This is a genomic window from Actinoplanes sp. M2I2, from assembly GCF_023544445.1.
Classification (GTDB): Bacteria; Actinomycetota; Actinomycetes; order Mycobacteriales; family Micromonosporaceae; genus Actinoplanes.
This window is the reverse complement of the sequence record NZ_JALPVJ010000025.1, coordinates 101,130-120,587: the sequence shown is the minus strand read 5'-3', so window position 1 is coordinate 120,587 and position 19,458 is coordinate 101,130. Positions and strand designations below refer to the sequence as shown.

The 19,458-nt window shown below is 71.8% G+C and carries 20 protein-coding genes and 1 pseudogene; 13 read left to right on the top strand and 8 right to left on the bottom strand.

Translation table 11 applies throughout. The features are described from left to right. Positions 1–22: 22 nt before the first annotated feature. On the bottom strand, positions 23–1,222 hold the full coding sequence (locus HJC40_RS37485; protein WP_250008269.1) for a lysylphosphatidylglycerol synthase transmembrane domain-containing protein: 1,200 nt from the start codon (positions 1,220–1,222) through the stop codon (positions 23–25). Positions 1,223–1,443: 221 nt separating this feature from the next. Between HJC40_RS37485 and HJC40_RS37480 the strand changes: the two genes are divergently transcribed. Beyond that, positions 1,444–1,947: a SigE family RNA polymerase sigma factor gene (locus tag HJC40_RS37480; RefSeq protein ID WP_250008268.1), complete on the top strand. Its 504-nt coding sequence runs from the start codon at positions 1,444–1,446 to the stop codon at positions 1,945–1,947. A gap of 26 nt (positions 1,948–1,973) precedes the next feature. Here HJC40_RS37480 and HJC40_RS37475 read toward each other — a convergent pair whose 3' ends face one another. Together HJC40_RS37475 and HJC40_RS37470 are read right to left on the bottom strand one after the other, a co-directional pair. Further along, positions 1,974–2,381 (bottom strand): TIGR03618 family F420-dependent PPOX class oxidoreductase, encoded by a 408-nt coding sequence (locus tag HJC40_RS37475; protein ID WP_250008267.1) that lies wholly within the window; start codon positions 2,379–2,381, stop codon positions 1,974–1,976. Next, positions 2,378–3,007 carry a TetR/AcrR family transcriptional regulator gene (locus tag HJC40_RS37470; protein ID WP_250008266.1) on the bottom strand — a complete coding sequence of 210 codons (630 nt, stop codon included), beginning with the start codon at positions 3,005–3,007 and terminating at the stop codon, positions 2,378–2,380. Before HJC40_RS37470 ends, HJC40_RS37475 begins: the two co-directional genes overlap by 4 nt. A gap of 74 nt (positions 3,008–3,081) precedes the next feature. On the opposite strand from HJC40_RS37470, the gene HJC40_RS37465 reads away from it, so the two are divergent. Then, positions 3,082–4,257, top strand: a complete 1,176-nt coding sequence (locus tag HJC40_RS37465; protein ID WP_250008264.1) for an epoxide hydrolase family protein — start codon at positions 3,082–3,084, stop codon at positions 4,255–4,257. Between the two features lie 35 nt (positions 4,258–4,292). Here HJC40_RS37465 and mshB read toward each other — a convergent pair whose 3' ends face one another. Both mshB and HJC40_RS37455 read right to left on the bottom strand, forming a co-directional pair. Next, the gene (gene mshB / locus HJC40_RS37460) at positions 4,293–5,153 is read right to left on the bottom strand and encodes an N-acetyl-1-D-myo-inositol-2-amino-2-deoxy-alpha-D-glucopyranoside deacetylase (protein WP_250008263.1); all 861 of its coding nucleotides are present in this window, start codon (positions 5,151–5,153) and stop codon (positions 4,293–4,295) included. 131 nt (positions 5,154–5,284) lie between these two features. Then, positions 5,285–5,863, bottom strand: a complete 579-nt coding sequence (locus HJC40_RS37455; RefSeq protein ID WP_250008262.1) for a dihydrofolate reductase family protein — start codon at positions 5,861–5,863, stop codon at positions 5,285–5,287. Positions 5,864–6,049: 186 nt separating this feature from the next. Here HJC40_RS37455 and pdxY point away from each other — a divergent pair, with 186 nt between their 5' ends. The 10 genes and pseudogenes from pdxY (at position 6,050) to HJC40_RS37410 (ending at position 14,493) form a co-directional block, all read left to right on the top strand. Next, complete coding sequence (gene pdxY, locus HJC40_RS37450) at positions 6,050–6,901, top strand: pyridoxal kinase PdxY (RefSeq protein ID WP_250008261.1); 852 nt, start codon at positions 6,050–6,052, stop codon at positions 6,899–6,901. Positions 6,902–6,961: 60 nt separating this feature from the next. Further along, a complete protein-coding gene (locus tag HJC40_RS37445; RefSeq protein ID WP_250008260.1) occupies positions 6,962–7,264 on the top strand; it encodes a putative quinol monooxygenase in 303 nt (100 codons plus the stop codon). 132 nt (positions 7,265–7,396) lie between these two features. Continuing rightward, positions 7,397–7,510 (top strand): annotated as a pseudogene (locus HJC40_RS46755) (DUF3040 domain-containing protein); the annotation flags it as partial. Between the two features lie 526 nt (positions 7,511–8,036). Continuing rightward, entirely contained in the window at positions 8,037–8,507 is a 471-nt protein-coding gene (locus HJC40_RS37440; protein WP_250008259.1) for a hypothetical protein, read from the top strand. 40 nt (positions 8,508–8,547) lie between these two features. After that, entirely contained in the window at positions 8,548–9,612 is a 1,065-nt protein-coding gene (locus tag HJC40_RS37435) for an SDR family oxidoreductase (protein WP_250008258.1), read from the top strand. A gap of 60 nt (positions 9,613–9,672) precedes the next feature. Further along, positions 9,673–11,457: an N-acetylglutaminylglutamine amidotransferase gene (locus HJC40_RS37430; protein ID WP_250008257.1), complete on the top strand. Its 1,785-nt coding sequence runs from the start codon at positions 9,673–9,675 to the stop codon at positions 11,455–11,457. A gap of 68 nt (positions 11,458–11,525) precedes the next feature. Continuing rightward, on the top strand, positions 11,526–12,281 hold the full coding sequence (locus tag HJC40_RS37425; RefSeq protein WP_250008256.1) for a GAF and ANTAR domain-containing protein: 756 nt from the start codon (positions 11,526–11,528) through the stop codon (positions 12,279–12,281). 87 nt (positions 12,282–12,368) lie between these two features. Beyond that, positions 12,369–12,827, top strand: coding sequence for an ATP-binding protein (locus HJC40_RS37420; protein ID WP_250008255.1), 459 nt, complete (start codon positions 12,369–12,371; stop codon positions 12,825–12,827). 46 nt (positions 12,828–12,873) lie between these two features. Beyond that, positions 12,874–13,200 (top strand): STAS domain-containing protein, encoded by a 327-nt coding sequence (locus tag HJC40_RS37415; RefSeq protein ID WP_250008254.1) that lies wholly within the window; start codon positions 12,874–12,876, stop codon positions 13,198–13,200. A gap of 48 nt (positions 13,201–13,248) precedes the next feature. Then, positions 13,249–14,493, top strand: coding sequence for an inorganic phosphate transporter (locus tag HJC40_RS37410; RefSeq protein WP_250008253.1), 1,245 nt, complete (start codon positions 13,249–13,251; stop codon positions 14,491–14,493). A gap of 54 nt (positions 14,494–14,547) precedes the next feature. On the opposite strand, the gene HJC40_RS37405 is transcribed toward HJC40_RS37410, so the two are convergent. The 3 genes from HJC40_RS37405 to HJC40_RS37395 all read right to left on the bottom strand — a co-directional run bounded on the left by HJC40_RS37405 (position 14,548) and on the right by HJC40_RS37395 (position 18,023). Next, positions 14,548–15,519: a hypothetical protein gene (locus tag HJC40_RS37405; RefSeq protein WP_250008252.1), complete on the bottom strand. Its 972-nt coding sequence runs from the start codon at positions 15,517–15,519 to the stop codon at positions 14,548–14,550. A gap of 87 nt (positions 15,520–15,606) precedes the next feature. Next, positions 15,607–16,674: an urea carboxylase-associated family protein gene (locus HJC40_RS37400; RefSeq protein WP_250008251.1), complete on the bottom strand. Its 1,068-nt coding sequence runs from the start codon at positions 16,672–16,674 to the stop codon at positions 15,607–15,609. Further along, positions 16,671–18,023, bottom strand: coding sequence for a uracil-xanthine permease family protein (locus HJC40_RS37395; protein WP_250008250.1), 1,353 nt, complete (start codon positions 18,021–18,023; stop codon positions 16,671–16,673). Before HJC40_RS37395 ends, HJC40_RS37400 begins: the two co-directional genes overlap by 4 nt. A 199-nt stretch (positions 18,024–18,222) precedes the next feature. Between HJC40_RS37395 and HJC40_RS37390 the strand changes: the two genes are divergently transcribed. After that, a complete protein-coding gene (locus tag HJC40_RS37390; RefSeq protein ID WP_250008248.1) occupies positions 18,223–19,452 on the top strand; it encodes an MFS transporter in 1,230 nt (409 codons plus the stop codon). Positions 19,453–19,458 lie beyond the last annotated feature (6 nt).

Genomic DNA, 19,458 nt, shown 5'->3' with positions numbered 1-19,458 from the left:
GCAGGGCGGCGGTGTCGGCGGCTCAGCGAGGCGAAGGATCGGGTGGGCCGGCGGGCTGAAGGCGGTCGTCCGTGGCGTCGGAGTGCGGAACGGGCCGTCGCCCGGGGCAGACACCCAGCAGCCGGGGGCTGGTGCGCGGGCCGGACCGCGAGCCGGCGGTCGCCCGCCGGGCCGGCCGGAGCGCCGGACGCTCGGGGCACACGCGCAGCTGGAGCCAGAAGAACCAGCCCAGGCCGATGATGAAGCCGAAGCTGACGATGCGGTAGAGCACCACGACGGAGACAGCCACCGACAGGTCGGCGCCCCCGGTGACCAGGCCGAGAAGCAGGGCGCTGTCGACGATGCCGAGCCCGCCCGGGACGATCGTCACCGACCCGGCGGCCATCGCGGCGCAGAAGGCCAGCAGCGTCGCCGTGGGGCTGAGCGAGTGCTCGCCGACGGCATAAAAGCACAACCACAGGGCGCCGGCGTCGAGGATCCAGTTGAGCAGGGCGTAGACGGCGGCGGCGATGCCGTCGGCCGGGCGGAGCCGGGCGGTCCGCAGCTGGTCGACGAAGCCGGTCACCCGGTCGTGGCCCTCGGTCGCGGGGCGCCGGCGCAGGCGGTTGAGCACCGCGACGGGCCGGCGCAGCAGCGATCCGGCCGCCGTGGGATGCGAGGCGAGATGCCGTACGCCGAGGATGATCACCGCGACCGCGGTCAGCATCAGGACGATGTCGGTCCACGAGGTCGCGCCGCCGGACGCGAAGGCGACCCCCGCGGTGATCGCGGCGAGAGCGATCGCCGACAGCAGGCCGGAGAGGGCGATGGCCCACGAGGCGACGGCGGGGCTCGCCCCGAAGCGGCGCATCTGCTGGAAGTTGAGCCGGGTCGAGAAGGCTGGGCCGCCGGGCAGGGTCTCGTTGAGCGAGTGGGCGGCGTAGGCGAGCCGCACGTTGTCCCCGTACGACGGCCGGACCCCGGCGGAACGCAGCAGACGCCGTTGCATGTGGGCGTAGGCGCTCATCGCGGCCAGCTCGGCGACGACCACGAGGGCCAGCCAGCCGACGTGCGGCGTCCGAAGCTGGCGCAGGGCCGGGGCGAGCGACGACCAGCCGATCGTGATCTCGGCCACGAACAGGACCAGGACAGCGCCGGCGCCGACCGGGCGAACCCATCGCCGGCGCCTGGTCTTCGCCGCGGCCACGGTCGCCACGGCGTCCCGCTCGAGTGTCTGTGTCACCTGTTGCTCCTGCTCACGGTCGGTCGGCAGGGTCGCCTCAGCCCGTACAACGGTGGTCAAGATCGAGTTGGGACGGCGTATTCCCGGCCGGGCGCTGCGTTCTGCGTCACTTGCGATTCCTCGGCAGGGGCGGCGGGTCGCCGGAGACGATGGGACGTGGCCAGTCCGAGAACGTCAGGCGTCCCTGCGACGTCCCCATCCGCCCGCGGGTCCTACCGCTGGTGACGACCGGGAGGAAACAGACGGAGGACGCGGAGGACTTCCGGCTCTTCGTCCAGGGCATCGCCGATTCCCTGCACCGCACGGCCTACCTGCTGTGCGGTGACTGGCATCTGGCCGACGACCTGGTCCAGGAAGCCCTGGCGAAGACCTACAGTCACTGGCGTAAGGTTCAGCGGGCCGACAACCCCACCGCCTACGTGCGTCGCATCCTCATCAACGAGTCGCGACGCGGCCGGCGCCGGAACGTCGCGCAGCTCGGCGCCGACGTGCCCGAGCTCGCCGTCGCCGACATGTCCGACAGCGTGGTGAACCGCGCCGAGCTGCTCCAGGCGTTGCAGTCCCTGACCGCGCGGCAGCGGGCCACCGTCGTCCTGCGGTTTCTCGAGGGGCTCAGCGAACGGGAGACCGCGGCGATCCTCCGGTGCAGCGAGGGCACCGTCAAGAGCCAGACGAGCCGGGCCCTGATCAAGCTGAAGTCCGTGCTGGACCAGGACGAGAACTGACACGTCGGCGGACGGCTGGGCGGGCGTCAGGGCGTGTGCACCTTGTCCACCCTGACCGTGAGCAGGACCCGCTGCTGCGGGCCGCCGCCGAAGCCGGGATAGGGGCGGCCGAGGTACTTCTCCGACAGCTCGTCGAGGTTCTCCCGGGCGCCGTCGGTCGTGGCGGCCACGACGCTGCCGCGCAGAGCCCACGACCGCAACGGCGCGGCCGGGTCGGCGATGCCGATCGCGATGCGGGGGTCGCGCTCGAGGTTGCGGGTCTTCTGGTGGGTCTCCACCGTGTTGATCAGCACGTGTTCGCCGTCGGTGCCGGCCCAGGTCTGGGAGATCTGCGGCGATCCGTCGGGCATGAGGGTGGTCACGAAGCAGATCGCCTTGGCGTTGAGCACCGTGAGCAGGTCGTCGGGCAGAGCCATGAGAGTCCGTACCTTCATTTCTGATCGTTGTAGAGGCGGTCGATGACCGTCTCGTCCGGTGGGTCACCGGAGAGGTCGGCGTTGCGCAGCCCGGCCAGGGCGATGGCGAGAGCGCGGCGCCACAGCTGGGGGGCGAAGTCGCGGGAGGCGTCCAGGACGCTGCCGACCATCACGTGGGCGGCGGCGAAGTCGGCCGGGGTCGCTCCGGCGGGCAGCTGACCGGCCCGCACCGCCCGGGCGATGAGGCCGGCCACCAGCGGGGTCATCCGGTCGTGCGCCCGTTGCACCAGGGCGCCGGCCTGGTTGCGGCTGCGCAGCAGCTCGCCGAGCCCGCGGCTGCGCGCCTCCACCTCGAGTTGCCGCTCCAGGAACCAGCCGAGCCCGGCCCAGGCGTCGTCGTACCGCGAGGCCTGCTCGGCGAAGCCGATCACCGTGTCGATGTGCTCGCTGAACAGGGCGTCGAGCAGGTCCTGCCGTTGCGGGAAACGGCGGTACATCGTGCCCATCCCGGTGCCGGCGGCCCGGGCGATGTCCTCGTAGGGCACGTCCAGACCTTGCGAGGCCATGAGCTCGTACGCCGTGCGCAGCAGCAGCTGACGGTTGCGTTCGGCGTCGCGCCGCAGGGGAGAAGCCGGTTCGCTCACGGGTCGACCGTACAGAAACGGAAGAACTTTTCCAAGTTGAAGTTTTCTTCCACTTACCGGCTACGATGGCGGCCATGCTGACAACCTCGCTCGCCGGAGACCTCGTCGAGCCGTTCCCCATCGCTGTTCCCGCCGACGCCCTGCACGATCTGCGGCGCCGCCTCACCGACACCCGCTGGCCCGACCGCGAGACCGTCCCCGACGCCGCGCAGGGGCCGCAGCTGGACCGCATCCGCGCCCTCTGCGACCACTGGGCCACCGGCTACGACTGGCGGCGGGCCGAGCGGGACCTCAACAGCTTCGGCTCGTCCCGCACCGTCGTCGACGGGATCGACATCCACTTCCTGCACGTCCGGTCGGCCGAGCCGGGCGCGGTGCCGCTGTTGCTGTGCCACGGCTGGCCCGGCTCCGTCCTGGAGTTCCGGCACCTGATCGGCCCGCTGACCGACCCCGTCGCCCACGGCGGCCGGGCCGAGGACGCCTTCCATGTCGTGATCCCGTCGATGCCCGGCTTCGGGTTCTCCGGCAAGCCGACCGGCACCGGCTGGACCATTTCCCGGGTCGCCGACGCGTGGATCACCCTCATGGGCCGCCTCGGTTACGACGGCTGGTTCGCCCAGGGCGGTGACTGGGGCGCGGCAGTGGTCGAGCAGATCGCCCGCAAGGCCCCCGGGCTCTGCCGGGGCGTGCACTTCAACCTGCCGCTGGTGTTCCCCACCCCGCAGGAGATGGGCGAGGCCACCCCCGAGGAGCAGCGGATGATGGCGCGCGCCCAGCACTACTCGAGCGAGCTGGACGGGTACGCCCGGGAGCAGGCGACCCGCCCGCAGACGATCGGCTATGCGCTGGCCGACTCGCCGGCCGGGCTGGCCGCCTGGATCTACACGCTGTTCCAGGACGTCACCGACAACGACGGCGACCCCGAGAAGGTGGTCGGCCGCGACGAGATCCTCGACGACATCATGCTGTATTGGCTGCCCAACGCCGCGGCGTCGGCGGCGCGGCTCTACTGGGAGGAACGGCGTGGCGGCGCGCTGGGCGCGGGCCCGAGCGAGCCGAACCCCGTGCCGGCCGGCTTCAGCATCTTTCCCGGCGAGGCGGTGCAGGCGTCCCGCCGCTGGATCGAACGGCGGTACGCCACGGTGCTGCACTACGCCCAGCTCGAGCGTGGCGGTCACTTCGCCGCCCTCGAGCAGCCCGCTGTCCTCACCGACCAGATCCGGACGACCTTCCGATCCGTACGGTCCTGATCGGCCCGGTGCCGTCGTGCTCGATGCCGGGTGGATCAGCGCGGCGCCACGCCGCCGAAGAGGTCGTCCTCCCAGCGCTGCGCGCCGGCGTCCGGGCCACGTTCCCCCTTGGCCAGCACGAAGTGCTCGAGGGCCGTCCACTCCCGCGAAGCGGCCAGCATGAAGGGCGAATCGGCGGGGATCTGGCTGGCGTACTCGCGGAACGCCGCGCTCTTGAGCTCCACGTACGCCTCCCCGTCGATCTGGGCGTCGATCTCCGTGTCCGGGCGGCTGAACGGGAACTCCTCGGCCGTCTCGAACTCCGCGAAAGGGTTGTCGGGCAGCTCGCGGAACCTCTTGAGGAGCTGCTCGACCTGGCTGTCGGCCATCGCCGTCCAATAGATCTTGGCCGGTCCGAAGCCCTCCTCGGCGGCGAGCTCCGCGGCCCGCATCGCGACCCGGTGGGCCTGGATGTGGTCGGGGTGACCGTAGAGACCGTTCTCGTCGTACGTGACGAGCACCTGCGGACGGACCTCCCGCATCACCTCGAGGCACAGCCGCGCGGCTTCCTCGAGGTCGGCCTGCCAGAACGCGCGCGGCTTGTTGTTGCTCTCCAGCCCCATCATGCCCGAGTCCCGGTAGCGGCCGGCGCCACCGAGGAACCGGCGGTCGGTCACGCCGAGATGGGCGCAGGCCCGCTCCCACTCGCCCAGGCGCCAGCCGCCCAGCTGGTCGGCCTGGTCGGCGGCCAGCTGGGCCAGGGCGGGCACGTGGATCTCGCCCTCCTCGCCCAGGGTGCAGGTCACCAGCGTCACCCGGGCGCCCTCGGCCACGTACCGGGCCATGGTCACCCCGCTGCCGGTGGTCTCGTCATCGGGATGGGCGTGCACCAGCATGATGCTGCGGTCGGATGTCATGGGTCCCACTTTCGGCGCGCGACGGAGCCCGGTTGTCCGCCTACGGGTAGACGGAACAACGGACCGGCCCGTTCATGATCCCTGCTGAGTCCCTCGTCACGATGCCCCGTACCGTCCGGCGCGGCGCCGGTTCAGCGCGGAGTGGGACGGTAGACGAGTTCCTGGGTGTGGCCGTCGAGGGTCCGGCTTTCGAGCAGCTCGAGGTCGAAGTCGCCCGCGCCGCGCAGGATCGGGCTGGTCCCGGTCCGTCCGGAGATGACCGGGAAGATCGTCACCTGCAGCCGGTCGACCAGTCCCGCGGCCATCAGCGCCCAGTTGAGCGACAGGCTGGCCGGCGAGCGCAACGGCACCTCCGACTCCTGCTTGAGGCGGGTCACGATCTCCACGGCGTCGCCGCTCATGATCGTCGCGTCCGGCCAGCCCAGAGTGTCTTCCAGCGTGGACGAGATCACCGTTGCCGGCGCACGCATCGTCCGGAGGTTCCACTCGTCGAGCCAGTTGGGGTCGATGCCCGACGTCATGATCGCGGCGTTCTCCCGGAAGGTCGTCGCCCCGAAGACCATGCGCTGCCCGGTGTCGAAGAGGGCGGCGCGGTGGGCCAGGAGATCCGGGCCCTGTTTGCCCCAGTAGCCACCCCAGTCGGCGCCTTCGGCGAACGAGCCATAGCCATCGAGGGTGGAGAAGACGTCCCAGGTGTAGACAGCAGTCATGTCGGTTCCCTTCCGCGTGCCAGTCTTGTCCTCTCCACGAACGGGCCGGCCCGGATCCGACAGGACCGGCGGTGGTTCCCTCCACCGGATCGGAGCCAGGTACACGTCCGCGCGGCCGTCATGCCCCTCAGCGGCACGCGGACGGTAGCGTCTCGCGAACCGTGGACAACTCTCTAGGCTGGAGCGATGAAGGTTATGTCCATCCAGTCGGCGGTCGCCTACGGCCACGTCGGGAACTCGGCGGCTGTCTTCCCGCTGCAGCGCATCGGTGTCGAGGTCATCCCGGTTCCCACGGTGAACTTCTCCAACCACACGGGCTACGGCGCCTGGCGGGGACCGCTCATCCCGCCGCCCGACGTGGCCGAGATCCTCCTCGGGGTCGAGGAGCGGGGCGTGTTCCCGCAGATCGACGCCGTGCTGTCCGGCTATCAGGGCGGGGTCGGCATCGGGGATGTCATCGTCGACGTGGTGCGCCGGGTGAAGGCTGCGAACCCGGCCGCCCTCTACGCGTGCGACCCGGTCATGGGCAACGCCAAGTCGGGCTGCTTCGTCGCGCCCGAGATCCCCGACATGCTGCGGGACAGGGTGGTGCCGGTGGCCGACATCATCACCCCCAACCAGTTCGAGCTGGGCTATCTGACCGGCACCGAGCCGGCGAGCATCGAGTCGACCCTCGCCTCGGCCGACCTGGCCCGGGCCGCGGGTCCCTCGACCGTGCTGGTCACGAGCGTGGAGCGGCCCGACCGGGACGAGGGCACGATCGAGATGCTCGTGGTCGACGAGACCGGCGCCTGGATCGTGACCACCCCGCACCTGCCGTTCAAGGCGAACGGGTCCGGTGACGTCACGGCGGCCCTGTTCACCGCCCACTACACCGCGACCAGGGACGCGGCGGTGTCGCTGGAGCGGACGGCGTCGAGCATCTTCGACCTGATCGAGACCACCTACAAGTCCGGCGAGCGCGAGCTCCAGCTGGTGGAGGCGCAGGGGTTCTACGCCACGCCGCGCATGCAGTTCACCGCCCGGCGCGTTCGCTGAGGCGCGCGTACGTCCGGGCGTGACCGCGCGCGCCCGGACCGCCGCGCATAGGGTCGGGGCATGTTCGCACTGGTTGTTCGCTTCGACTGCCGTGACTCGGCCGCGGCTGAACGGTTCGACGAGTTGACCGCAGAGGTCGTGCGCGAGATAGCGGAGAAGGAACCGGGCACGCTCACCTACGCCACGCACGCCGTGGCCGACGAGCCGCTGGCCCGGGTCTTCTACGAGGTGTACCGCGACCGGGGCGCCTTCCAGGCCCACGAGACCGCCGAGCACGTCCGGCGCTTCCACGCCCGCAAGGACCCGCTGCTGACCGCCACCCGTGTCGAGTTCCTGCAGCCCGGCGCCGGACTCGGCCGCTGACGGCCGTGATTCCGTTGTTTCCCGGCCCCGCCGAAGGGAAGGCGGCCCGCTCCAGCCACCATTGAGGAGCGACGATGGCCGACCGGGGTGCGGGTCGTGGGACGGCCGAGCCGAGCGCGGGCCGGCCCTGATATGGACGAGCAGACACGGCGCAGCTTACGGGCGATCGAGGACGACCTGGTCCGGGAGGATCCCGCCTTCGTCGACCGGATGCGGTTCGATCAGGCGCGGGCCGCCCGCCGTCCCGGCCCTTTGCGCCTCCTTCTACATCGTCGTTCCGATGGTGATGGTGCTTTTCGGCTGGCCGGCCGTGGTCCTGACGGTGATCGTCTTTGCCCTGGCACTCGGCTCTGTGCTGATCCGCCGCCGCCTCCGCGGGTGACCATCACCGGTACCCGGCTCGTCGCCATGCGAAAAGCCCGGCGCCAGGGGGCGCCGGGCTTTGCCGAAGCTGAGGCCGGTGTGGAGGTCGCCTGAAGGCGAGTGGCGCGACGCGGCTCCAGCCGAACGGTATTCCGCGAAGGCAATGGGGTGAGGCCCTGGGACACTGGCCACACCGGCTCCTCTTCCAACCGGTGGACCCCGGCGAGCAATCCCGGCCCGGCCGTGACGCCGACCACAACCGCCACCCGTACGTGGCCGGCGCCCACATCTCACCACCACGACGGGCGAGGGTACGCAGGCCGACGTGGCTGAGCAGGGCGCGAGAACACAGGACTGAAACCCGCCGTCCCGGCAGGCATCAATGCCGGATCGCCGGGTACGCGGCGCCATGACGCAGCCACAAGAAGCGGTCCTGATCGGTGGCCCCCGCGACGGGCAGCAGTTCGACCCGGCCGGCGCGGCCCTGGTGGAGCTCGAGGTGGACGCCTACGTCCACCGTTACGTCCGGACCACCGCCACTCGCGACACCGGCGGGCAGACCCGCCTGGTCTACAACTACGACGGCATGGTCGACCGGGTCATGGCCAGTGGCGAGCCGGTCCGTGATCTCGGAGAGGGAGACGACATGCAGCAGGACGGACAGCAAGGCGAAGGTCTCGAATACACCGGCACAGGCGACAGCGCCAAGCGGATCGGTCAAGCGCCCACCGCCACGGACGTCAACGATCCCGAACGGTCCTCCCGCAACACCGCGGCCGGATCGGGCTCGGAGCCCGGCCCGGGACCGGTGCAGCCGGACGCCGACGCCGGCGTCGACCCGACAGCGAGCATCGAGCCGCGCAACCAAGGCGCGCTCTGACCCGACCCCGCAACTCTGTTCCTGGGAGAAAGGCAAGGACGTGCCCAAACCGGTTTCCGAACAGGTCGTGGTCATCACCGGGGCATCCACCGGGATCGGCCGGGCGACCGCCCTGGCCTTCGCCGCCCGGGGCGCGAAAGTGGTCTGCGCGGCCCGCAGCGCCGAGGCGCTGGACGTGCTCGCCGCGCAGATCCACGTCGACGGCGGCACGGCCGTCGCCGTGCCGACCGACGTCGCCGACCCGGTGGCCGTACGCGCCCTGGCCGACACCGCCGAGCAGCACTTCGGCCGCATCGACACCTGGGTGAACAACGCCGCGGTCAGCGTGTGGGGACGGGTCGAGGACATCACCGACGCCGAGTTCGACCGGGTGATGCGGGTGAACTTCCTCGGCCAGGTGCATGGCGTGCACGCCGCGATGCCGGCCCTGCGCCGGGCCGGTGGCGGTGTCGTGATCGGCATCGCCTCGGTCGAGGGCGTCCGCGCTGTTCCGCTGCACGGGCCGTACACGGCCAGCAAGTTCGCCCTGCGCGGGTTCTACGACTGCCTGCGGATGGAACTGGCCCAGGAGGGCGCGCCGATCGCGGTCACCACGATCCTGCCGGCCTCGATCGACACGCCGTTCTTCGAGCACGCCCGGAGCAAGCTGGGCGCCATGGTCAAGCCGCCACCGCCGGTGTACGCGCCCGAGATCGTCGCCGACGCCATCGTCTATGCGGCCGCCCACCCGCGGCGCGAGATCCCGGTCGGCGGGGCGGCGGCGGGGTTCTTCCTCGGCCAGCGTCTGTCACCGGCGCTCACCGATGCGCTGTTCTCGCTGCGCCGGCTCGGCGTGGGCGCGCAACGCACCGACCGGCCGGACAACGGGGTCGACAACGTCGACGGCCCGCTGGACGGGCCGGGGCAGGTGCACGGCACCTATCCGGGCCGGGTGCTGCGGCACAGCCTGTTCACCCGCCTGATCGGCCGTCGGCCCCGCCCGGGCGACCTCGTGACGGCGGCGCTGAGCCGGCTGCGGCAGTCCCCGGACCGGGCGCCGGCGCCGGAGCCGGCCACCTCGATGGCCGGTTCCCGGACTTCGACCGTGACGAATCCGGCTGTTTGATCGAGGAACCGCCGGGAAGGCCCGACCAACCGGCAACGGGGCGGAGGGAGGAACGGCGCGATGTGCGGAATCAGCGGGGAGGCCCGTCTCGGCGGCGAGCCGGCCGATACCGAGGCGGTGGGCCGGATGACCGAGGCCCTGCGGACCAGAGGCCCGGACGGCAGCGGCTGCTGGAACGACGGCTGGGTCGCGCTGGGACACCGCCGGCTGAGCATCATCGATCTGTCCGAGAGCGGTGCCCAGCCGATGGTCGCCGAGCGCTGGGGCGCGGCGATCACGTTCAACGGCTGCATCTACAACTACCAGGAGCTGCGGACCGACCTGCGGGCTGCCGGGTACCGATTCCGGTCGACGAGCGACACCGAGGTGATCCTCGCGGCGTACCACCGGTGGGGCGAGCACTTCGCCGACCATCTGGTCGGGATGTTCGCCGTCGCCATCGTGGACCGCGCGCGGCGCCGGCTCGTCCTGGCTCGTGACCGGCTCGGCATCAAACCGCTGTACGTGTCCGAGACGCCGGGCCGGGTCCGCTTCGCCTCCACCCTGCCCGCCCTGCTGGCCGGGGGTGACGTCGACACCGGCATCGACACCGTCGCCCTGCATCACTACCTGTCCTGGCACACGATCGTCCCGGCGCCGCGGACGCTCCTCAAGGGGGTTCGCAAGCTGCCGCCGGCCACCGTACGGGTGATCGAGTCCGACGGCCGCCGCCGCGACCACGTCTACTGGAGCCCGGAGTACGTCCGTGACCCGGCCGACGACGGCATGGACGGGCGCGACTGGCAGGAGGCGATCGGCGGCGCGTTGCGTACTGCCGTCGAACGACGCCTGGTGGCCGACGTGCCGGTCGGGGTGCTGCTGTCCGGTGGTCTGGACTCGAGCCTGATCGTCGCGCTGCTCGCCGAGGCCGGCCGGTCCGACCTCCAGACGTTCAGCATCGGGTTCGAGGCGGCCGGCGGGGAGCAGGGTGACGAGTTCCGCTACTCCGACCTGGTCGCCCGCACCTACGGCACGGACCACCACCGCCTCCGGGTGACCGACGCGGAGTTGATGCCGGCTGTGGAGCGGGCCGTCACGGCGATGGCCGAGCCGATGGGCAGCCACGACGTGGTCGCCTTCCATCTGCTCGCCCAGCAGGTGTCCCAGCACGTGAAGGTGGCCCAGTCGGGACAGGGCGCCGACGAGGTGTTCGCCGGGTACGGCTACCACCAGCCGTTCGCGGACGTCACCCGGGCCGGCGCCCCCGGCCTGTTCGCCGCGACGTTCTTCGATCGCGGCCACAGCGAGATGACCCAGGTGGTGCAGCCGGAGTACCTGTGCGATCACGACGCCACCGCGGCGCTGGCCGGCGGGCATCTGCTCGCGCCCGGTGCGGAGACCGCGCTGGACGCCGCGCTGCGGCTGGACACGCACCTGCTGATGCCGGACGACCCGGTCAAACGCGTGGACAACATGAGCATGGCGTTCGGTCTGGAGGTCCGCGTGCCGTTCCTCGACCAGGACCTCGTCGCGCTGGCCGCTACCTGCCCGCCCGGGCTGAAGGCGGCGCACGGCGGCAAGGGCGTCCTGAAGGATTTCGCCCGTACCGTGCTGCCCGCCGGGTTGATCGACCGTCCGAAGGGCTACTTCCCGGTGCCCGCCCTGCGTCATCTGCGGGGTCCGCTGCTCGAGCTGGTCGGCGACGCGCTCTACAGCCCGGCGGCCAAGAACCGGGGGCTCTTCCGCCCGGAGTACGTCGACCTGCTCCTGCGGCAGCCGAACGAGCACCGCACGCCGGTCGGCTACAACAAGCTGTGGCAACTGGGGCTGCTCGAGCTCTGGCTGCAGAACCACGACATCAAGTGACCGACCGCACGGCACCTGAGCCACCCCGGTTCCGGAGCAGCCGGCCGGACCTCGGAAGGAGACCGTCCATGACGAAACCACTCACGAAGCCGACCGAAGCGTTCGCCGAGCTCGGGCGGATCGACTTCACGCAGACCGACGTCGCCGCGTCCCTGTCCCGGGTGGCCGAGCTGGCCGGGCGCAGCATCCCGGGCGCCGACGAGGTCTCGGTCACGCTCGTCGGGCCCGGCGGTGCGCACACCGCCGCCTTCACCGGGCCGCGGGCCATCACGGTCGACGAATGGCAGTACCAGCAGGGCCACGGTCCGTGCCTGGCCGCGGCGGCGGCCGGCCTGACGGTGTCCGTGCCGGACATGGCCGGGGAGAGCCGATGGGCGGACTGGGCCGACCACGCCATCGACGCGGGGGTCCACAGCTCTCTGTCCATCGGGTTGCCGCTGCGCGAGTCGGTCAGTGGCGCCTTCAACGTGTACGCGAGGAGGCCGCACGCCTTCGACGACGACGCGGTCATCCTGGCCGAGACCTTCGCCGGGTACGCCGCCGTCGCCATGGCCAACGCGCACCTGCACGCCGGTTCGGCCACGCTGGCCGATCACGCCCGGGCCGCCCTCGACAGCCGCATGGTGATCGAGCAGGCCAAGGGCATCGTCATGGCCGAGCGGCACTGCACCGCGGACGAGGCGTTCGCCGTCCTGGCCAGGGTCGCCGAGCAATCCGGCGGCGACCTGCACACTGTCGCCGAGGCGCTGGTGGCCGGCGCTGTGCGGTCGCCCGGCGCCGACTCCGCCGGGACGCCCGGCTCGAAGGGTGCGCTGCCGGCCTGAGCGATTCCGATCCCGGTCCGGATCAACTGTTTCGAGATCCGTCGGTTCAGGTTTTCCTCACCGGTGCCGGGGGCAAGCATCGGGCCCATGAACCCGCTGCGGTTGTCCGCGCCCCCGGCGCACGCACGGCAACTTCGCATCTGGGAATTGACCGGCGACGCCGAACTGAGAGTGATCCGCACCGACCTGCATCGTCACTTCGACGCAGACCGGCCCGACGAGCGCGAGAACGCCGAGCTGGCGCAGCGGATCGCGCTGGTCGCCACCGAGCTGGCCGGCAACGCCTTGCGTCACGGGACGCCGCCGGTCGTCGTCCGGCTGCTGGGCGACGAGGACTGCTACGTCCTCGACGTCAGCGACCACGACCCGCACCATGCCCCGCAACTCCCGGGCCCGCGCCGGCAGATCAACGCCGGGGGCCGGGGCCTGCACATCGCCGGCTCCCTGGCTCAGCAATTGTGCTGGTACAAGGACGCCGACACCAAGCACGTCTGGGCCTCGTTCCCGCGGCCGCACCGGGCCTTGGACACCACGGCGGTCCGCTGACCACGCCACCCTTTTCTGTCCTACCCCTGTGCTAGACATACCGACTGTGACTACGCCTCCGTTCACCATCTCCGTGCAGGAGCCCCACCTCGGCGTCGTGCGGGTGGGCCTGTCGGGCGAGTTCGACATGAGTGTCGGTGACGCTCTCGCGACCGCCCTCGTGGAGGCGGCGCGGCGTCCCGGGGTCACCCGGGTGATCGTCGACCTGGAACGGACACTGCTGGTCGACTCGCACGCCATCGCCGGCCTGGTCGCGGGGTATGAGGCGGCTGTTGCCGACGACCGGGTGTTCACCCTGGTCAACGGGCACGGCTTGGTCCAGCAGGTGCTCGACGTGACCGGTCTGTCGGAGGTGCTCTGCAGCCCCTCCTGACCCCGGAACGTCTTGAATGGCCAGGGCGGCGACGGGTATGCGCCGCGCGTGGACGTGACTCTGGCCGCCTTGATCGGCCTCATTGCGCTGGCCCTGTTGTTCGATTTCACCAACGGCTTCCACGACTCGGCGAACGCCATCGCCACCGTGGTCGCCACCCACGTTCTGCGGCCGCGGGTGGCCGTGGCCTGGGCCGCCTTCTTCAACTTCGCCGCTCTGCTGATCGTCGGCACCGCCGTGGCCAACACCGTGGGCCAGACCGTCAAGACGGAGTACTTCGGGCTGCCGGTCGTCTTCGCCGCCCTGCTCGGCGCGGTCATCTGGAACTACCTCTCGTGGTGGCTCGCGCTGCCCACGTCGTCGTCCCACGCCCTGGTCGGCGCGCTGGTGGGAGCGGGTCTGGCCCGCGGCGGCCCCGACGCGATCCACGGCGGCAGCGTCCAGAAGACCGCGCTGTTCATCCTGATCAGCCCGGTCGCCGGGCTGCTGATCGGGGGCGCCGTCATGCTCGTTCTCCGGCTGCTCCTGCGCCGCGCGGACGTCGTCCGGACGGAACGCCGTTTCCGGTACGCCCAGCTGGTGTCCTCCGCGGCGGTGTCGCTGGCCCACGGCGGCAACAACGCCCAGAAGACGATGGGCGTCGTCGCCGCGCTGCTGGTGGCCACCGGGCACCTGGAAGCCTCCGGCGACCAGCTGACCATCCCGCTCTGGGTCGAGGTGTCGGCCTACACCGCGATCGCGCTGGGCACTGTCTCCGGCGGGTGGCGCATCATCCGGACCATGGGTACGCGGATCACCCAGCTGCGCCCGGTCAGCGGGTTCGCCGCGGAGACCGGAGCCGCGGTGGCCCTGTTCGGCTCGACCTATCTGGGCGCTCCGGTCTCCTCGACCCACACCGTCGCCGGCGCCATCGCGGGCGCCGGCTCGCAGAACCGCGCCGCCACCGTGAACTGGTCGATCTTCGGCCGCGTCGCCCTCGCCTGGCTGGTCACCATGCCGGTCGCCGCGGCCCTGGCCGCGCTGGTGTACTGGGGTGCCACGCTGCCGCCCGAGCCGTACAACGTCGTCCTGATGGGTCTGGTCCTGCTCGTCCTGGGCACGCTGCTGGTGGTGGCTCTGCGCCGGGCGCCGTCGGCCGACGAGATCGAGGACGAGATCACCGGCGACCACGAGGCGCCCCTGCGGGCCGGCACCGGAAGCCTCACCGGCACCGCCCGCGTGCCCCTGACCAGCCCGGAACCCGACCCGGACCGGGCCCGGGCCGTCGCCAAGGAGATCGAGCAGCCCCTCTGAAACGCCGTCCGGCCCGTCGGTGGAGTGGCTGATGCCGGGCGGGTGGAGCGGCGGTCAGTCCTGGCCGCTGACGACGATGCGGAGGGCGACCGGGAGGCCGTCGGCGTCGACGTCGAGATGGACGGGGAAGAAGCCGTCACCCACGGAGGTCATCGCCATCAGGACGGTCGCGCCGGCGACCTCGATCACGCCGGCCTCGTGGTCGGCCGCCCGTACGAGGCTCATCACCTGCCAGTGATGCGAGTGCGGCCGGAAGTCGAACGCGAAGGCCGGACCGCCGGGCTCGTCGTGCCGGGCCTCCAGGGCCAGGCCCCGCTGGTAGGCCTCCTCGGCCGGCAGATCCACCCACCCGTACCCGGCATCGGGGGAGTCGCCGAGCGGGGGCGCGCCGAACTCGGCGGCGACCTGCTCCTGGTCGCGTCCCCAGAAAACCAGGTCGGCCAGCCCGTCCAGCGGCTCGAAGTGCTCCCAGGAGTTGAGCGCGTCGGCGTCGGCGAAGACGAACCGGGCGTGGTCGATCCCGAGCTGCCAGAACACCCAGGAGCCGGCGACGGGCGCGTCACTGAGCTCGATGCGCAGGGACTGCCAGGCGCCGTCGCCGGGGAGGGCGGTGACCGGCAGCGCCCGGTCGGCCGGCACCTCGATCGACAGCACCGGGACGCCCATGACGATGAAGCCCGGATCGCGGGCCGTGACCGCGTGGCGGACCCGCTCCCGGTGCGGGACCTGCTGCTCGAACGCCCGCAGGCTCGCGTCGTGCCCGTGCTCGCGGCAGTGTTCGTCGAACGTCGCGGTGAACCCGGCGACGCCGTGGGACGGGATGTCGTACAGCCGGGTGCCGGTCTGCCGGTCGAAGGACGCGGCCGCGGCCTCGGCGTCCGGGCCGACGATCGCGAAGTCGGTGGCCGGGCGCTCCTCGTCGTCGGGCACCCGGGCGCCGGACCACATCTCCAGGTAGCCGCCGTCGGTGATCACCAGCTGCCCGGACGGACAGGTCACCTCGCCGAGCACCACTTCGATCGTCATGATCGTGGAGCTTAGGGCGTATCTGATGGATCACGCCGCAGCCCCGCGTGATCCATCAGATACGCCCCTAGGGCAGCCGCGGCACCGTCAGTCGTTGCCGGCGAAGGCGCCGAGCCGCTCGATCGCCCACGACAGGACGAGGTCGCGCAGGGCGGCCGCGTCGTCGCCGGCGTACAGATCGGTGTTCCTGGCCTCTGCGAAGCGGCGCCGAAGCGTGTCGTCGGCCTCGACCTGGACGTCGGCGGAGCGCAGCGGCAGGTACGGGAAGGCGGCGACGTAGCCGGGGTCGCGTTGGAGAGGCCGGGCACCCGGCACCTCGCGAGGTCGCGGCAGACCGAGGACCGCGGCCCGGTCGTACGCGCCGCGGGCGTACTCGATGTCCTCGGGCCGGCTGTCCTCGATCGTGACCCGTACCGGGCGCAGCCCGAAGTTGCTGCAGTTGGACAGGTCGTCGCCGCACACGTTGGGGACGACCAGCAGGTCCAGGAGCGCGAGGAACTCGATGTGGTCGCCCGGCCGGGCCCGGTTGCGCTGGATGACCGCCTCGCCGCCCGGGCCGGTGGTGGTGTGCATGAACAGGTTGAGCGACTCGTGCAGGTCCCAGGGCGCCAGGCCGTACTCGCGCTGGGCCTCGTTCTGGATCTCCTGGCAGTTCGTGCGGTCGTGCAGGCCGAAGAACGCGCTGTAGATGAGCCGGCTGCAGAACGGGAACTGGGTGTCGGTCGTGGCCGTGCCGCCGACGATCGCCATGATCGGGCGCTCCCACGGCGCGTTGGACCACAGCACGTCACCGCGGGACGGGTGGCGGCCCTGCATGCCCCGGGTGCGGCCGGCGTGCAACCGTTCGCGGGGGTCGCCCAGGACGAAGACGTTCAGGTCGACGCACTGGTGGCCCTGGATCTGCGCGATCCGGATCACCCGGCCCGCCCGCACCTCGAACGCCTTGCCGGTGCCGGGCTCGAGGGTGTGCTCTTCCCCGGGCGTACGCCGGGGAGGTGCGGCGACGGCCTGCGGTGTGGCCCGACCGGGTGTGTGGGCCGGGGCGTCGGCCAGGGCGGCCCGGACGAGCTCGCCGAGGTCGCCGAGCTGCGCGTCCCGGTCGACGACCGCCTGCAGGAAGTCACGCTGCTGGTGGTTGAGCCGGAGCGTGATCATCGCGGCTCGCCGTCCGCGCGGCGGGCGAGCCAGGGACGCAGGCCGTAGTTGACCGTGGCGTTGAGCACGATCAGCAGCACCGCGCCGAACATCATCGGGGTGGTGACCAGCGCCCGGGCCCAGTCCGGCATGGTCGCCACCATCGCCTCGGGCAGCCACTGACCGCCCAGCGCGAGGATGAAGGCGGTGCCCGCCACCGTGAGGTTGAGGTCGTCCCACCGGACCGCGCTCATCATCTGCACGCCGCTCATCGCGATGATGCCGAAGAGCACCGTGGACGCGGCGGCCAGCACGGCGCCGGGCAGGCCCGCGACGAACGCGCTGAACACGGGCAGGAACGCGAGGGCGATCGCGATGACGCCCGCGGCCATCGTGACGAACCGGCTGCCGACCCGGGTCACCCGGACGATGCCGGCGTTCTCCGGGTACGAGGCGGTGCCGACCCCGCCGAACAGCGCCCCGGCCACCGAGCCCGCGTACTCGGTGAACAGCCCGCGGTTGATGCGGTTGCGGGTGAGCTCGGCGCCGCCCCAGCGGGACACGAGGGTGTACATGCCGACCGCCTCGGCGCTCGACTCGAGAAAGGCCAGCAGCATCAGCAGGACGGCCGGCCACTGCACGGCGAAGCCGAACGGCAGGAACGACGGCGGCCCGACGAACGAGACCCCCGTCAGGTCCGGGACGCTCCACAGCCCGGTCACCGCGGCCAGCACCGACCCGACCAGCATGCCGATCAGGACGGCGGCCCGCCGGATGAGCGTCGTGCCGCCCAGCAGCAGGCAGGCCACCACGGTCAGCAGCGTGACCAGGCCGATCCAGAACAGGTCCCAGCCGTACCCGGTCTGGCCCTCGGCGCCGAACCAGCCGGGCAGCCCGAGCGTCGCCAGTTGCGCGCCGATGATGATGCACATCGTGCCGAAGACCAGGGGGTCGGTGGCGAACCGGACGACGTGGATGAGCACCCCGAACCGCCCGATCGGGATGGTGAGCGCCATGAAGATCAGACCGGCGACGACCATCGACCCGAACGCGGCGTCGAGGCCGTAGGCCGCCCCGGCGGCGAGCAGGGCGGCGAAGAACGCCGCGGTCGGGCCCTGCACGATCGGGAGTCGCACGATGCGGCTGGACTGCAGCACGGTGACGATGCCGGCCAGCAGGAACGACGCCTGGATCATGGCGGTGACGTCGCCGGTGGCCAGGCCGAGCGTGACGCCGATGAGGACCGGGAAGACCCAGATGGCCGAGAGCGTCAGCAGATGCTGAACGGCGAAGAGCAGCAGTTTGGGTGGCGGGACTCGCTCCTCGAAGCCGACGTCCAGGACAGGCCGGCTCTCCGCTTCAACATTCACACTCATGGATCTTAGGGCCCTCGGCGCCCGGCTCGCCCCCGTCGAGCCGGCCCTCCTTGCCGCCTTCCTTGCCGGCCGGGAGTGTGCGGCGCCTCACGGGCGGCGGGCCAGGGGCTTCGGCCGGACACCCCGTACGATTCGCAGGGTTCAGTTCCAGTCGGTACAGAAGCGGTGGGTCGCCGCGTCAGGGAAGGTCGCCATGTCGGACACCGAGGCGGTCGACGCTTCACATCCCGGTCCCGGCGCACCGCCGGTGGCCGTGCGCGAGGTCCTCGCCGGCCCGCCGGCCCGGACCTCGTGGGCCGGGGTCGTCTCGCTCAGCCTCGGCGTCTTCGCGCTGGTGATGGCCGAGTTCCTGCCGGCCAGCCTGCTGCCGCGGATGGCCGCGGACCTCGGCGTGAGCCAGGGCACGGCGGGACAGACGGTGACCGTGACCGCGATCGGCGCCGGGCTGGCCGGGCTGTTCCTCCCGATCGCGCTGCCCCGAGCGGACCGGCGTCACGTCATGCTCGGCCTCTCGGTGGTCGCCGTGTTCGCCAACGTGCTGGGCGCCCTGGCCCCCAGCCTGGCTGTCCTGCTCGTCGCCCGGTTCTTCGTGGGCGTGGCGCTCGGCGGGTTCTGGGCCCTGGCGATCGCCATGGTGGCGCGGCTCGTCCCGCCCGGTCATCTCGGCCGCGCGGTGACCGTCATCAACGCCGGTGTCTCGCTCGCCACCATCACGGCCGTCCCGGTCGGCACCCGGCTCGGCGAGATCTGGGGCTGGCGCGGGGTGTTCCTGCTCGGCGCCGGGGCCGCGGTGCTCGCTCTGGTGGTGCAGGCGATGACCCTGCCGCGGGTCGCGCCGGAGTCGGCCGGCGGTCTTCGCGCTCTCGGGTCGACGCTGCGCTCGGGCGTCCTGCTGGTCGGCCTGTCGGCGATCCTGCTGGTCGCGGCCGGGCAGTTCACCGGGTTCACGTACATCCGGCCGGCCGCGGAGGAGGTGTCCGGCATCGACGCCGGCGGGCTCGCCGTGCTGCTGCTGGTCTACGGGATCGCCAATGTGCTCGGCACCGCGGCGAGCGGCTTCCTGGCCGACCGGGCCCTGCGGGTCGCCGCGCTGGTGTTCCCCGCGGTGCTCGGGCTGGGGATGCTCGGCATCGTCCTGACCGCGGGTTCGACGACGGGGTTGTTCGTCGCCGTCGCGTTGTGGGGCTTCGGGTTCGGTGGTTTCCCGACGACCGCGCAGACGTGGGGCGCCCGGACCGAGCCGGCCCGGCTCGAGCAGGTGGGCGGTCTGATGGTGACGGTCTTCCAGATCGCGATCGCGGCCGGCGCGGTCGGCGGTGGACTGCTCGTCGACCACGTGACCGCGTCGGCGCCGCTGATCGCCGGGGGCCTCGCCGCGATCGCCGGCGGCGCGCTGCTGGCGGTCCGGCGCCGGCGAAGCTGAGGGGGC